The 15,188-nt window shown below is 63.7% G+C and carries 12 protein-coding genes and 1 pseudogene; 6 read left to right on the top strand and 7 right to left on the bottom strand.

Annotated features, from left to right (window positions below):
• Positions 1-46: 46 nt before the first annotated feature.
• The 6 genes and pseudogenes from EOB80_RS14060 to EOB80_RS14085 form a co-directional block, all read right to left on the bottom strand.
• Positions 47-1,066, bottom strand: a complete 1,020-nt coding sequence (locus EOB80_RS14060) for a zinc-binding alcohol dehydrogenase family protein (RefSeq protein WP_127328218.1) — start codon at positions 1,064-1,066, stop codon at positions 47-49.
• A gap of 66 nt (positions 1,067-1,132) precedes the next feature.
• A complete protein-coding gene (locus EOB80_RS14065; RefSeq protein WP_127323072.1) occupies positions 1,133-2,098 on the bottom strand; it encodes an ABC transporter permease in 966 nt (321 codons plus the stop codon).
• Positions 2,095-3,648 carry a sugar ABC transporter ATP-binding protein gene (locus EOB80_RS14070; protein ID WP_127328220.1) on the bottom strand — a complete coding sequence of 518 codons (1,554 nt, stop codon included), beginning with the start codon at positions 3,646-3,648 and terminating at the stop codon, positions 2,095-2,097. The genes EOB80_RS14065 and EOB80_RS14070 overlap by 4 nt, the downstream gene beginning before the upstream one ends.
• Before the next feature lie 155 nt (positions 3,649-3,803).
• Positions 3,804-4,800: pseudogene (locus tag EOB80_RS14075) on the bottom strand (ABC transporter substrate-binding protein).
• A gap of 300 nt (positions 4,801-5,100) precedes the next feature.
• Entirely contained in the window at positions 5,101-6,099 is a 999-nt protein-coding gene (locus EOB80_RS14080; protein ID WP_127272466.1) for an aldo/keto reductase, read from the bottom strand.
• A gap of 60 nt (positions 6,100-6,159) precedes the next feature.
• On the bottom strand, positions 6,160-7,665 hold the full coding sequence (locus EOB80_RS14085; RefSeq protein ID WP_013529531.1) for an altronate dehydratase family protein: 1,506 nt from the start codon (positions 7,663-7,665) through the stop codon (positions 6,160-6,162).
• A gap of 229 nt (positions 7,666-7,894) precedes the next feature.
• Between EOB80_RS14085 and EOB80_RS14090 the strand changes: the two genes are divergently transcribed.
• From EOB80_RS14090 to gndA, 6 genes are all read left to right on the top strand, one after another.
• Positions 7,895-8,797: a GntR family transcriptional regulator gene (locus tag EOB80_RS14090; RefSeq protein ID WP_127321856.1), complete on the top strand. Its 903-nt coding sequence runs from the start codon at positions 7,895-7,897 to the stop codon at positions 8,795-8,797.
• Positions 8,798-8,994: 197 nt separating this feature from the next.
• Positions 8,995-9,351 (top strand): DUF2946 family protein, encoded by a 357-nt coding sequence (locus tag EOB80_RS14095; protein ID WP_127328222.1) that lies wholly within the window; start codon positions 8,995-8,997, stop codon positions 9,349-9,351.
• Between the two features lie 97 nt (positions 9,352-9,448).
• Positions 9,449-9,988 (top strand): copper chaperone PCu(A)C, encoded by a 540-nt coding sequence (locus EOB80_RS14100; RefSeq protein WP_127328224.1) that lies wholly within the window; start codon positions 9,449-9,451, stop codon positions 9,986-9,988.
• Between the two features lie 39 nt (positions 9,989-10,027).
• Entirely contained in the window at positions 10,028-10,546 is a 519-nt protein-coding gene (locus EOB80_RS14105) for a YcnI family protein (protein WP_127328226.1), read from the top strand.
• 54 nt (positions 10,547-10,600) lie between these two features.
• Positions 10,601-12,238, top strand: coding sequence for a copper resistance CopC/CopD family protein (locus EOB80_RS14110; RefSeq protein WP_127328228.1), 1,638 nt, complete (start codon positions 10,601-10,603; stop codon positions 12,236-12,238).
• A 174-nt stretch (positions 12,239-12,412) separates the two neighbouring features.
• Positions 12,413-13,840: an NADP-dependent phosphogluconate dehydrogenase gene (gene gndA / locus EOB80_RS14115; protein WP_127328230.1), complete on the top strand. Its 1,428-nt coding sequence runs from the start codon at positions 12,413-12,415 to the stop codon at positions 13,838-13,840.
• A gap of 9 nt (positions 13,841-13,849) precedes the next feature.
• Here the strand turns inward: gndA and EOB80_RS14120 are convergent, their stop codons facing one another.
• Positions 13,850-14,905 carry a LacI family DNA-binding transcriptional regulator gene (locus EOB80_RS14120; protein ID WP_127328232.1) on the bottom strand — a complete coding sequence of 352 codons (1,056 nt, stop codon included), beginning with the start codon at positions 14,903-14,905 and terminating at the stop codon, positions 13,850-13,852.
• Between the last annotated feature and the right edge of the window lie 283 nt (positions 14,906-15,188).

The following is a 15,188-nucleotide window of genomic DNA, read 5'->3' on the forward strand; positions in this document are numbered from 1 at the left end:
TTGCCAGCGGCGGCGCATTGGAGGACCGGCTTCGCCGTTTGCCATGTTATGATCCGACCTCGATCACAGCCTTGATCAGGCCGGATTTCTCATGTGCCCAACGAGCCAGATCGCGCGGCGTGCCGGCGAGTGTGGTGCGGTGTGTAACGAGCTTGGCCAGGGGAACGGCGCCGTTGCGGATCGAGGCGGCGACGTGATCGAAGTCGGCGCGCAAGGCGTTGCGGCTGCCGATCAGCGTCATCTCGCGCTTGTGGAATTCCGGATCGGAAAAGCTGATGTCGTCCTTGACAACAGAGACCAGTACCAAGGTGCCGCCATGCGCGACATAGGCAAAGGCCGACTGCACCGACTGGGTGTTGCCGGTGGCGTCGAAGACCACATCGAAGCCTTCGCCTGATGTTGCTTGCCTGACCAGATCGGGCACCGCGCCGCGCGAGCCGTCGAGGGTCTGGAAACCAAGCTCATTTGCGGCGAAGGCGAGCCTTTCACTGCTCATGTCGAGCAGCGTCACGTCAAGTTCGGCGATGCGGGCGAAGATGGCGGTGCCGAGCCCGATCGGGCCGGCGCCGATGACCAGCGTGCGGGCGCCGGGGTCGGCGCGGGCGCGCCGCACGGCATGCGCGCCGATGGCCAGGAACTCGACTGCGGCGGCGTCAGCCAGCGACAGGCCGTTGGCCGGATAGAGATTTTGCGCCGGCACCAGGATCCGTTCGCACATGGCGCCGTCGCGATGCACGCCCAGCACCTCGATCCTGACGCAGCAATTCGGCTTGTCGTGCCGGCAGGCGATGCACTTGCCGCAGGAAAGATAGGGGTTGATCACCACGGGCTCACCAACGGCAAGATCGACGCCGTCGCCGGTCTCGACGATCGTTCCCGACACCTCATGGCCCATGATGCGGGGATAGGCGAGGAACGGGTGCTTGCCCTCGAAAATGTGGTAGTCGGTGCCGCAGATGCCGACATGGCTGACCGCCACCAGCGCCCAGCCGGGAGGCGGTGCCTCTGGTGCGGGCCGGTCTTCAAGGACAAGATCGCCGGGCGAACGGCAGAGGACGGCTTTCATGCGCTAATCCAGTCATGAAATCGCCGGCCCGTTGGTGTGGCGGGCCGGCGGTTGATTGCGGGATCGCTACTTGCCGCGGCGGCGCAGGCCGTCGAAGTAGACGATGATGATGATCAGCGCGCCGGTGATGATGCGCTGCCAGAACGAGTTGACGTTGAGCAGGTTGGCGCCGTTGTTGATGGTGGCCAGGATGAAGGCGCCGAGCAGCGGCCCATGCACCGAGCCGACGGCGCCGAACAGCGAGGTGCCGCCGATGACGGAAGACGCGATCGCCTGCAGCTCCCAGCCCTCGGCCTGCGTCGGGTTGCCGATGCCGATGCGGGCGGCCAGCAGCACGCCGACAAAGGCGGCGCACAGGCCCGACAGCGTGTAGGCCATGTAGATGGTTCGCTGGACATTGACGCCGGACAGACGCGAAGCCTCGGCGTTGGAGCCGACCGAAAACAGGTATCGGCCCCAGCGGCTGTGGTGGAGGAAGATATAGGCTGGAATGCCGACCAGGATCACCATCCAGAACAGGTTGGGGATGCCGATGAAGGAATTGCGCGAGAAGGCGGTGAAGGTGTCGCTGTTGATGTTGATCGAATTGCCGTTGGTCATCAAAAGGCCGATGCCGCGCAGCGAGGTCAGCGTTGCCAGCGTGATGATGAAGGGCGGCAGGCCCATCTTGACGATGCCGAAGCCGTGGAACATGCCGATGGCGACGCCGACCAGCAGCGTCACCAGAATGGCGAGCCAGATGGGGAAGCCGGCATTGATCATCATGGCCACGACCACCGTGGCGAAACCGACCACGGCGCCGACCGACAGGTCGATGCCGCCGGTGATGATGACGAAAGTCTGGCCGACCGCCATGATGGCGATCATCGAGCCCTGGCGCAAAAGATTGGCCATGTTGTTGGCGGAGGCGAAGCTCGTCGTCGCCACGGAGAGAAGAATCCAGAGCAGAACCAGCAGCGCCAAAAGCGTCAGCCCAAACAGGACGTTGTAGTTGCGCTTCGGTTTTTCGACGGGAATCGCCTCGGTGCTCATATCTGTCCTCCCAGCTTTTCTTGTTTCTCGGCGAGCGCCTGAGTGAGAATATCCTCGTGGCTGGCGGCGTGAAAACCGTGCGTTGCCACCAGTTTGCCGCGCCGGAACACATGCAGCGTGTCGGCGAGTTCATAGACTTCCGGCAGATAGGACGAGATCAGGATGATGCCGGCTCCCTTTGACAAAAGTGCGCTGAACAGGCGGTAGATCTCGGCCTTGGTGCCGACATCGACGCCGACCGTCGGTTCGTCGAAGATGAACAGCTTGGCGCCGTGCGCCAGCCATTTGCCGATGACGATCTTCTGCTGGTTGCCGCCCGACAAGCTGGATGCCAGCGCGCCGCGCGTCGGTGTCTTGATGCGCAGATCGGCGATCTGGCGATCGGCTTGCGTCTTCTCCTGCGTGCTCGAAATCAGCAGATTGTTCGAGATACGCTTGTAGATCGGCAGGTTGAGGTTGAAGCCGACCGGCAGGTTGAGGCAGAGGCCCTGGTCGCGACGGCTTTCCGGCGCCAGCGCCATGCCGAGCTTGATCGCGTCATGCTCGGAATTGACCTGCACCTCCTTGCCTTCCCAGAGGATCTGGCCGGCAGATTTGCGGTGGCGGCCGTAAAGCGTGGTGACGAACTCGCTGCGTCCGGCGCCGATCAGGCCATAGAGCCCGACGATCTCGCCGGCGCGGACCGTCATCGAGACATTTTCGAAGCCCTTGCCGGACAGGTTCCTCGCCTCGATGAGGGCGGCGCCCGGCGTGAAATGCTCCTTGTGGTAGACCTGCTCGATCGAGCGGTTGATCATCATCTTGACCAGTTCGGCATCGTTGGTCTCGGCGATGTTGCGGGTGCCGACCAGCGTGCCGTCGCGCAGCACGGAAACACGGTCGGCGAGCTCGAACACTTCCTCCATGCGGTGGCTGATGTAGATGATCGTCACGCCTTCGCCCTTCAGCCGGCGGATCAGGGTGAAGAGCTGGTCGGCCTCTTTGCGGGTGAGGTAGGCGGTCGGCTCGTCGAAGATCAGGAATTTGGTGCCGCGCACGGTGGCGCGGGCCGCAGCAATCAGCTGCTGCTGGCCGATGGTCAGGTCGCCGAGCGTGACATGCGCCGGCAGGTCGAAGCCGAGGTCGTCGATGATCGTCTGCGCCTGCCTGACCATGGCGCGCTGCTGCAGGATGCCGAAACGCGAATTCTCCTCGCCGAGGAACATGTTGGCGGCGACCGTCAGGTGACGGCACAGCACGACTTCCTGGTGCACGGCATTGATGCCGAGCGCCATCGCCTCGTGCGGCGTCGCCAGGGCGGCCGGCTGGCCCTCCCAGGCGATCTCTCCGGAGGTGCGCGGCATGACGCCGGTCAGAAGCTTGATGAGCGTGGATTTGCCGGCGCCGTTCTCGCCGACGATGGCGTGGATCTCACCGGACTTGAAGGCGAGGTCGACCGGCTTCAGCGCGTGGGTGCCGGGATAGCGCTTCTCCAGCCCGCGCAATTCGAGGATGGTCCGCCCCGGTTCCAGCACAGGGGCCGGATGCAGTTCCTGCGCCGTCGATGTCATGACAATCCTCCCAGATTGGCCTCACGATTGGCACGCGGCGAGACAAGGATATGTCTCGAAAATAGCCTAGCCTACGCTTATGGATTGCCAAGCCGTTTGTGCGGCAGCTTGTCTCCGGGGCGAGGTGCCCCGGAGACCATTGCGGATGCGACGGCTCAGAGCTTCGGATTGAGCAGCGCGTCGATCTTGGGGTCTTTCATGTTGTCCTTGGTCACCAGATTGGCGCCGGTGTCGACATTGGCTTCGACCTTCTCGCCCTTGGAAGCGGCGAGTGCGGTCTTGATGCCGTCATAGCCCATCCGGTACGGATCCTGGACGACGAGGGCGGAAATGACGCCGTCGTTGAGGAACTTGATCAGCTTCTCGTCGCTGTCGAAACCGACCAGCGCCAGCTTGCCGCCAAGGCTGTTTTCCGCGACAGCCTGACCGACGCCCTGCGCCATGATCAGGTTGGAAGCGAAGATGCCCTTGAGGTTCGGGTTGGCGGTGATCAGGTCGGTGGCGATGTTGAGGCCGGTGGTGGCCTGGCCGTCGGCATATTTATCGGCGACCAGCTTGAGGCCCGGATATTTGGCGGCCAGCTGTTCGGTGAAGCCCTGCTTGCGCTGTTCGAGCGAGCCGGCGCCCGGCGCGTTGGTGATCAGGGCGACGTCGCCCTCGATCTTGCCGCCGTTGGCGGCGCCGATGGCGGCTGCGAGGCCGTCGGCAGCGACGCGGCCGCCCTGGACGTTGTCGGTGGTCAGGAACGAGGTGAAGGCCTTGGAGTCGGCGCCGGAGTCGATGCCGATGACCTTGACCTTGGCAGCGGCTTCATCGATCGGCTTGCCAAGCGCCTTGAACTCGGTCGGCGCAATGACGATCGCCGCCGGGTTGCTGGCAACGGCGTTCTCGAGGATCGAGACCTGGCCGTTGACGTCGGTTTCAGCCTGGGCACCGAGTTCCGGCACGTTGACGCCGAGATCCTTGCCGGCCTTGCGGGCGCCGGCCAGAACGATCTGCCAGTAGAACGACGTGGTGTCCTTGACGAACGATGATCGGAATGGTGACGTCCGCCGCCGAAACCGGCGCCGAATGCATGACGCCGGCGAGCATCGAAGCTGCTGCCAGCGCCATGACAGCGCGGCGGTTGAGAATGCTGGTCACGAATTTCATGAGGTTTCCTCCCTAAGTCGCCCGGTGAACGATACGGAAGCTCCGTCCGGATAGGCGTGGTCCAAAACAGAACTTTATCAATAAAAAACAATTGCCATGTTTTGATAATGCATCGAACAGATCGATGCAAGCGCTGTTTGATCAGTCCTTGCGAGGCCTGGCAGAGGCAAGTCCACCGCGCTGCTCCCCATTGGCGCCGTCACACTTCCGTTCCGTTCCGGGAACGTATGGAATATTAATTCCATCATTTCGTCAATATAGAATGTCCATTCCTTCGTGTGACCGCAAGAATATGGAGTTTCACACCAGCTCCTGCACCAGCGTGTGGGGACGATATCTGGCGTATTCCGTCTCCGGCACGTCGATGTCGAGCAGTTGGAGGTTGCGCGTCAGGTTCGCCAGCTTGGCGGTGCCGGTCAGCACGGTGGCGACGGCAGGTTCATGCAAGGGGAATTGGAACGCTGCGGCGGCGAGCGGATAGCCACCCTCGGCGGCGATCCTTTCCATTGCGCCGACGCGGTCGAGCACGTCATGGCTGGCAGGGCGGTAGTCGAAATGCGCGCCTTGCACCGGCCCGGTCGCCAGGATGCCGGAGTTGAACACGCCGCCAATGACCAAGGAGGTCTGCCGCGCCCGGCATAGGGGCAGTAACTCCGCTTCGGCGCTGCGGTCGAGCAAGGAATAGCGGCTGGCGAGCAGGATGCAGTCGAGCGGCGCCTCGCGCATCACGTCCAGACAGATCTGCACTTCGTTGACGCCAAGCCCATAGGCGGAAATGACGCCGGACCGTTTCAGCTCTTCAAGTGCCTTGAGGCCGCCGTCCATCAGGTCGCGAAAGTGCAGCTTGGTCTTCTCGACACCATGGGTGTAGGCGCCGATGTCGTGGACAAACAGGATGTCTATCCTGTTTAGGCCAAGCCGCGCATAGCTGAACTCGACCGACCGCATGATGCCGTCATAGGAATAGTCGTAGTCGAGCGCGAAGGGCAGCGGATCGACATAGGAGTGATCGGGAACCTGATCGTCCGGCACCGGGCGGAACAGCCGGCCGACCTTGGTCGACAGCACATAGGAATCGCGCGGCTTGTAGCGCAGGAAGTCGCCGAAGCGGCGCTCCGACAGGCCGAAACCGTAGAAGGGTGCGGTGTCGAAATAGCGCAGGCCGGCATCCCAGGCGCCCTGCAGCGTCTCCATCGCCGCTTCGCGCGAACAGGCGCGGTAAAGGCCGCCAAGTGCGGCGCCGCCGAAGCTGACCTCGGTGACTTCCAGCGCTGTCTGGCCGATGCGGCGTCTTTCCATGCACAACCTCCCCGTTGCCCGCCGCTGACCGGCGCGCAGTCTACTTTATATCAGTAAAATCTAAAGTGTTGCGCCCAGATGCCAGGGCACGAACTCGTTGTCGCCGTAGCCGAAGTCCTCGCTCTTGGTCTTGCGGCCGGAAGCCGTCTCGACGATCAGTTCGAAGATCTCGCGACCCATGCCGGCGATGGTCTTTTCACCCGAGGCGATGACGCCGCAATTGACGTCCATGTCCTCTTCCATCTGGTGGTACATGGTGGAGTTGGTGGCGACCTTGATCGACGGCGTCGGGCGGCAGCCGAAGCATGAGCCGCGGCCGGTGGTGAAGACGATGACGTTGGCGCCGCCCGCCACCTGGCCGGTCGCCGAAACCGGGTCGTAGCCGGGCGTGTCCATGAACACGAGGCCGCTGCCAGTGACTTTTTCGGCGTAGCCGAAGACGCCGTTGAGGGGCGTCTGACCGCCCTTGGCGACCGCGCCGAGCGACTTCTCCAGGATGGTGGTGAGACCGCCGCGCTTGTTGCCGGGCGAGGGGTTGTTGTCGATCGAGGCGCCATGCTTGGCGACGTGGTCCTCCCACCATTTCACGAAACCGTCGAGCTTCTGCGCGATCTCCGGCGTTGCCGCGCGGTAGGCAAGCAGATGCTCGGCGCCGTAGATCTCCGTGGTCTCGGAGAGGATGCCGATGCCGCCGACGCCAGCCAGGATATCGACAGCCGCGCCCAGCGCCGGATTGGCCGTGATGCCCGACATGCCGTCCGAGCCGCCGCATTGCAGGCCGACGACGATCTCGCTGACCGGGATCGGCTCACGCTTCAGCTGGCCGACTTCCTCGGCGATCTCGGCCAGCACGCCCATCGCTTTTTCCACCGATTTGCGCGATCCGCCGGCGTCCTGGATGTTGAAATGGCGTTTGCCCGCAGCGACGCCCTTCTGGCCGTATAGGGTGAGCTGGTTGACTTCGCAGCCGAGGCCGACCATCAGCACGCCGCCGAAATTCGGGTGGCGGGCGTAGCCGGCGAGTGTACGGTGCAGCACCATCATGCCGTCGCCGGTGCCGCTCATGCCGCAGCCCTGGCCGTGCACGATCGGCACGAAACCGTCGATGCCGGGATATTTCGGCAAAAGCGTGCGGTTGGCGGTGTCGGCGATGGAATGGCAGACGGTGGCCGAGCAATTGACGCTGGCGACGATGCCGATGAAGTTGCGCGTGCCGGCGCGGCCATCGGCGCGGCGATAGCCCATGAAGGTGCGGGCGCGATCGGCCTCCGTCGCGTGCTCGGCCTCGCTCGGCGGCACGACCGGCAAGCGGCCTGATTCGAAAACCAGATTGTGCGAATGCACGTGCTCGCCCGCCGCAATATCCTGTGTCGCGCGACCGATCGCTTGGGCGTATTTCACCACGGCCTCGCCGGCGGCGATCGGCTTGATCGCCACCTTGTGGCCGGGCTCGATCAGCGCACTGGCGACGGCACCGCCCGGCAGCGCGGTGCCGATCTCGATGCGGCCATTGGCGACGGCGACATTGTCGGCGGGGGACAGAAGAATGCAGTTGGAGGCGTTCACGGGCGGTTTCCTGGGTGATCCTGGGTTGCGCGGACGGATTGACACGCGTCTGTTTAGAGATATTGTCTTTTATCGTGAAAAAACAGTTTTGCGTCAATTGTTTTTTCACTGGGGAGTTCCGCATGTCCTTGGGTTGTTCCGGGAAGCAATTTCGCTTCTCAGGGCGATGGGAACGTCATATTGCGCTTCAAACCGGCCGCCGCAAGCGACGGCGTGCAACGGGTCAGGGATGTCGAAGAGCAACAACGTCTACAAGGATGCCTACAACCGCTGCCTGCGGCTGCTCGACGAAACGCGCAGCCTGCCTTCGGAGCCGGAACTGGGCACCTTGCTTGGCGTCAGCCGTACGACCGTCCGCACCATTCTTGCGCGCATGGAAGAGACAGGGCTGATCGCCTGGAACAAGCGCGCCAAGACGGTGCTGCGCGAACCGCGTCCGGATGATTTCTTCCCCGAGGAGGAGACCGACACGCTGGCCGAGATCATCGAACGGTCGTTCATGCGTCGGCTGCTCGCCGGCGGCGCCGAAGCCGGCATGCAGATCAACGAACTCGAACTGGCGCGTGAGATCGGCGTCGGCACCACCAGCGTGCGCGAGTTCTTGATCCGCTTCTCCCGCTTCGGCCTGATCGAGAAGCGCCGCAACAGTCACTGGGTGCTGAAGGGCTTTACCCGCGCCTTCGCGCTGGAGCTGACCGAAATCCGGGAAATGTTCGAACTGCGCTCGGCGGCTGCCTTTGCCGCTTTACCGCAGGACAGCGCGGTCTGGACCGATCTCGACCGCCTGGAAGACGAGCATCGCCAGTTGGCAAACGACATCGCCACCCGCTTCACCGAGTTCTCCGAACTCGACGAGCGCTTCCACCGGCTCATCCACCGGGCGTCGCGCAACCGCTTCATCGTCGATTTCTACGATGTCATCGCCATGATCTTCCACTACCATTACCAGTGGAACAAGGCGCAGGAACGCGAGCGCAACGAAGTCGCCATCGGTGAGCATCTGGTCTACATAGAGGCGCTGAAATCACGCGATCTCGGCAAGGTCGACGCCGCTTGCCGCAAGCACCTGAAGTCGGCGCGCCAGACATTGCTGACCTCGATCCCGGAGAGCCGGTCGCTGCAAAAATCCTGAGCCGCATAGCGGCTCGGAGCCTCGTTTCATGCATGTCGTTGTCCCAAAACCGCTATACACTTTTGGGCGACATGCATTGACCCTGCCGCGTTGGCGCCGCGGCGATTTGGCGATTTTCCACCCGCCGGCCCCGTGCTAGGAATGTCGCATTGCTGCGTAGAGGCAGGGCTTTGAGCGTATCGAGGAGACGGTGGAGCATGCCGGTCGCGCTGGTCGCGGCCTATCTGCTGTTGCTCCAGTCGACGCTCGGAGCATTCGCCTTCGGCACCGGTTCCAATGCATCGCAGCTCGACGCCTTTGGCAACGTCATCTGCACCCATGAGGGCGCAGCCCAGCTTCCCGGCGGCAACCAGCAGCCGTCCCATCTTCCGGCATGCTGCGTGCTCGGCTGCAGCATGGTTTCGGCGGCCTTTGCGCCGCCGCCCGGTGCTGGCCTGGCGCTCGGCAGCCTTTCCTTCAAAACGGTCGCCTTTGTTTTTCCGGCGGCCATCCATCTCCACTTTGCGCGTGAGCGCTCGCCGTCGAACCCGCGCGCGCCGCCGCTGACGGCCTGAGCCTGTTTGCCCGGCGGAACTTTTCGTGGGCGTACCCATCCAAAGATCAAACTGCTCGCGACCGGCAACGGTGCGACCATCACTTCATGGAGCAACCATGTCCTATTTTTTCCCTGACGCCGCGCGTCTTGTGCCCGGCGGCATTCTACGCGGCATCGAAGAGCGTGTCGGCATTGCCGTGCTGGCTCTTGCGCTGCTGTTCACAGGCGCCCAGTCCGTCCTCGCGCATGAGTTCAAGGTTGGCGATCTCGAGGTCGGCCACCCCTGGTCGCGCGCCACACCGGCCGGCGCCAAAGTGGCCGGGGGTTATTTCACCGTCACCAACAACGGCAGTGCACCGGACCGGCTGGTGTCGATTTCCTCCGATGTTTCTGAAAAGACCGAGCTGCATGAGATGGGCGTCAAAGACGGCGTCATGACCATGCGGCCGGTTGCCGGCGGCCTGGATATTCCGGCCGGCGGCAAGGTCGCCCTTGCGCCTGGCGGCTATCATTTGATGTTCATCGGCCTGAAGCGGCAACCCAAACAGGGCGAAAAGTTCTCCGCCACCCTGACCTTCGAAAAGGCCGGCGCCGTCAGCGTCGATTTCGCTGTCGAAGGCATGGGCGGTGGCGCCATGGACGATCACGCCAATTAACCGCCAGTTCGACAAATTTTGAAAATCCGAGGGACCATCATGAACAAATATGTTTTGTCGGCCGGCGCACTTCTCGCGCTCGGAACCAGCGCCGCCTTCGCGCATATCACGTTCGAAACCCAGGAGGCGGCGGTCGGCTCGACCTACAAGGCCGTTTTGCGGGTGCCGCATGGCTGCGAAGGCAAGGCGACGACCGCCGTGCGCGTGCAGATTCCGGAAGGGGTGATCGCGGTGAAGCCGATGCCGAAGCCTGGCTGGACGCTGCAGACCAAGAAGGGCAAGTACGACAAATCCTACCAACTCTACGGTCAGGCGGTGACCGACGGGGTCAAGGAGGTCGACTGGAGCGCCGGCAGTCTGCCCGATGAATTCTACGACGAGTTCGTCTTCCGCGCGACGTTGACGGCGGATCTCCCGGCGGGCCAAAAACTCTACTTCCCGGTGGTGCAGGAATGCGACGGCGCCGCCGATCGCTGGATCGAGATCCCAGCGGCAGGGCAGGATGAAGACGCGCTGGAAAGCCCGGCACCCGGCATCAAGCTGCTGCCGAAGAAATGATCTCCCAAGCGGCGCGCCCCTTTCGAGCGCGCCGCTCCTTTTCGTGGCGGTGACATGAGCACGACCTCCTTCCTGCAAACGGCTTCAATGACCGGCCAACGCGCCGGCCGGCTTGCCGCCGGCCTGTTGGCCGTGATCGTGTTTCTTGCCAGCCTTGCCGTGTCGGATCAGGCCTTTGCCCATGCCGCGCTGATCAAGACCGACCCGGCCGACGGCGCGGTGCTGGCACAGGGGCCGGCGCAGTTCTCGCTGACCTTCAGCGAGCCGGTCTCGCCTCTGGTGCTGACGCTGGTGAAGCCCGACGGCAAGCCGGTTCCGCTAACGTCATTCCGGCTCAGCGACCAGACCGTCGAGATCGACAATCCGCAGCCACTCAAGTCCGGCACGCATGTCTTGAGCTGGCGCGTCATCTCCGCAGACGGTCATCCCGTCGGCGGATCGCTGCTGTTTTCCATCGGCGCGCCCAGCGAGCCGCCCGCCGTATCCGAAGCCGTCGACTGGCCGTTGCGGTCGGCTATCTGGACGGGCAAAATCTTTCTCTACGTCGGCCTTTTCCTCGGCGTTGGCGGCGCCTTCGCGCTTGCCTGGTTGGCCGGAAGCGGCCGTGCCGGGCAGCGCTTCGTTGCAGCTGCAATCCTGAGCGGGCTGGTCGCGTCGTGCCTGTCGCTCGGCTTGCAAGGTCTGGACGCATTGGGGGCGCCGCTCTCCCATCTGGCACAATCGGTCGTCTGGCGGACCGGGCTCGACACCAGTTTCGGCTGGACAGTGCTGGTCGCGCTGATCGCGCTGGGCCTTGGCCTGCTGTCGCTGGCCGGTCCCCGCGCCACCGCCAAACCATCGGCGCTGGCCGGCCTGGCCGGGGTGGGGGTTGCCCTTGCCGCCAGCGGCCATGCCAGTGCCGCCGAGCCGCAATGGCTGACGCGGCCGATGGTGTTCCTGCACGGCGTCGGCATCGCGTTGTGGGCCGGCGCATTGATCCCACTCGGGCTGGCGCTGAAGGGGCAATCGGCGGGGGCCACGCCATTCCTGCGGCGGTTTTCTTGGGCGATCCTGCCCGTGGTGGCCGTGCTTGCCGCTGCCGGCATCGTGCTTGCCGTCATCCAGGTGCAAACACCCGCGGCATTGGTCGACACCGCCTATGGAAGGCTGCTGCTTATGAAGCTGGGGCTGTTGGTCTTTCTGTTCACGCTCGCCGCCGTCAATCGCTGGAAACTCACGGCATCGGCCGAGGCGGGATCGACGGAAGTTCAACGCAGGCTGGCCCGCTCGATCGGCGTCGAGACGTTGATCGTGTTGGCTATTTTCGGCGTTGCCGCGGGCTGGCGTTTCACACCGCCGCCACGAGCCCTGGCGATTGCGGCAGCGCAACCGGTGTCGGTCCATATCCACGCGCTGCAAGCGATGGCCGATCTCAGCATCACTCCCGGCCATGCCGGCCCGGTCGTTGCCTCGATGGTCATCATGAGCGGCGATTTCGGCCCGCTCGACGCCAAGGAGGTAACCCTTGTGCTGTCGAAGCCCGATTCCGGCATCGAGCCGCTGAAGCGCGCTGCGAGCAAGCCCGGTGACGGCAGCTGGCGCGTCGACAACCTCGTCATCCCGGTGCCGGGCCGGTGGACGGTGCGCATCGACATACTGGTCTCGGACTTCGAGATGGTGAAGATCGAGGCGCCCGTCGATATCAGGCCGTAAGGCCGGACCGACACGAGCTTGGCTAGGCATCCGTGCAACACAATTCGGCGAGGCGGTTGACGTGGCCCAAAAGGCCCGTCAATCATCCCGTGAAGAATGGCATCCCGCCGAAGAATGGGCATCCCCGCAAGTCGCGGGCTCGAACCAACAAGATCCGAAAGCAGGGAAGAAACGATGGAAAAAGCCGAAATCGGCCTGATCGGCCTTGGCACGATGGGCTCCAACCTGGCGCTCAACATCGCCGAGCACGGGCACCGCATCGCCGTCTTCAACCGCACCAGGGCGCGCACCGACGCTTTCGTCGAGAATGCCGGCGCGCTCAGGGACATGGTCGTGCCCTGCTACAGCCTGGAAGAGCTTGCCGCCGCGATCCGGCCGCCGCGCCCGATCATCATCATGGTGCTGGCCGGCAAGCCGGTCGACGAACAGATCGCGGCTCTGCGCGGCGTTCTGTCGGCCAACGACATCGTCATCGACGCCGGCAATGCCAATTTCCGCGACACGATGCGGCGCTTTTCCGAGCTTTCCGGCTCGGATCTCACCTTCATCGGCATGGGCGTGTCCGGCGGCGAGGAGGGCGCGCGCCACGGGCCGTCGATCATGGTCGGCGGTACGGAGGACTCGTGGAAGCGCGTCGAGAAGGTGCTGACGGCGATCTCCGCCAAGTTCAAGGACGAACCCTGCGCGGCATGGCTCGGCACCGACGGCGCCGGGCATTTCGTCAAGACCATCCATAACGGCATCGAATATGCCGATATGCAGATGATCGCGGAGATCTACGGCATCCTGCGCGATGGCCTGGGCATGGGCCCGAAAGAGATCGGCACGGTGTTTGCCAACTGGAACAAGGGCCGGCTCAATTCCTACCTGATCGAGATCACCGCCAAGGTGCTGGCATCAGACGATCCGAAGACCGGCAAACCGGTGGTCGACATCATCCTCGACCGCGCCGGCCAGAAAGGCACGGGCAAATGGTCGGTCATCGAGGCGCAGCAACTCGGCATTCCGGCGACGGCGATCGAGGCGGCGGTGGCGGCACGCGTTCTGTCATCGATCAAGGACGAGCGGCTGGCGGCGGAAAAGGCCTATGGCAGCGCCGGCGTGACGAAGATTTCCGGTGACAAGGATGCCTTGCTGAAAGATCTGGAACTGGCGCTGTTCGCCGGCAAGATCGCCGCCTACGCCCAAGGTTTTGCGGTGATGAGCGGCGCCTCCAAGGAATTCAACTGGAACCTGCCGATGCCGACCATCGCCAGGATCTGGCGCGCCGGCTGCATCATCCGCTCGCAGATGCTCGACACCATGGCGGAAGCCTTCAGCAAGGGCGGCGCCTCGACCAACCTCCTGATGGCCCCGGCCTTCATCGCACTGATGCAGGAAGCGCATCCGTCGCTGCGCCGTATCGTGGCGAGGGCTTCGGAGGCCGGTTCGCCGGTGCCGGCGCTGTCTTCCGCACTTGCCTATTTCGACAGCTACCGCCAGGGCCGTGGCACCTCGAACCTGATCCAGGCGCAGCGCGACTTTTTCGGCGCGCACGGCTTCGAGCGTATCGACGACAAAGGCGCTTTCCATGGGCCATGGGGAAGCGGTGCGGCAGGTTAGCCCAAGGGCCTAAACGGAAACCGGCGGGTTGAACGCCCGAACCTCGCTGGTGGCGACCAGGCGCTGCAACGAGCCGGGTGCGGCGCCGCCGATCCAGCCGAGCACGGAGCGGGCGAGATCGGAGCCGGCCAGGCGGAAGTTCTCGTTGACGACGAGCAATTCCGGCCGGAACAGGTGCAACAGGTCCGACGACTGCTTGGACACGACATCGACGTCGCGGCCAAGCTTGAGGCCGGCATCCTCGATGCCGGCGACGATCGCCAGTGTCGCGGCGGCAGCGCTGCTGACGAAGCCGTCCGGTCTGTTTTCGCGGCGCATCACCTGCGCGGTCCTGGTCCTGATCTGCTCGATCGTGTGATCGACGGAAACGGTGTTGAACGGAATTTCGCTGGCTCCGACCTCGCTCAGCGCGTCGGCAAAGCCGTTCAGCGTGTGGCCATAATAGGTCAGCCCGGGCGGCGGCGACAGAAGCGCCAGCTTGTGCCTGCCCATGCTCGCCAGGCGGCGCACGGCTTCCATCGCGAAAACATGGTTGTCGAAGTCATGGTAGGGATGGACGAGGCCCATGTCGGTGCGGCCATGCGTGGCAAAGGGCATGCCGTGCTCGAGCATGTAGCGCGCGCGCGGATCGTTCGGTTGGGTGCGCGAAATGATGACTCCGTCGGCCGAGCCGGTCTCGACGAGATAGCGGATCGGCTCCATCGGATCCTGCGAGCGGGAATAGGGCGTGACGATCAGGTGATAAGGCGTTTCGGCAAGCACTTCCGAAACGCCGTAGATGATGTCCGAGACGAAGCTCATGATCTCGCGGTCGGTGTTGAGCACGAGGCTGATGACATTGGTCCTGCCGGTGCGCAGACGCACGCCGGCGCGGTTCGGCCGGTAGCCGATCTGCTTGGCGACGAGCTGGACGCGGCGCCTGGTTTCGGCGCCGATTTCCGGGGCATCCTTCAAGGCGCGTGACACGGTGGTGACGCCGAGCCCGGTCATGAAGGCAAGCGTCTTCAACGTCGGCCGTCCCTGTGCCGAGGTCTCCCCGCTCTTGTCCGTACGTTGTCTGTCCATTCGTCCCGCCCGTCAGGCGCATAGCAGCCGCGAGCCATGTCGGCAATCGCCGTCATGGCGATACGATATGCGTTCCAGCCCCGGTAAAGTCTCAATATACTGAAACGTTACAGATTGCCATATCGAGTTACATGTCCCTCGCCCACGAGGTGGATGGTTCTTTTGCGAAACGCTTGGGATTCCAGGAGAAATCGCCTCTGCCGCCGCCTTTTGCCCGTATCAGGCGGCATTTCGGTGTTTGCGCCGCAGCAAACCATGCTGGAGTGCATGAGAAGCGCGATCA

This window comes from Mesorhizobium sp. M7A.F.Ca.MR.245.00.0.0 (assembly GCF_003997415.1).
Classification (GTDB): domain Bacteria; phylum Pseudomonadota; class Alphaproteobacteria; order Rhizobiales; family Rhizobiaceae; genus Mesorhizobium.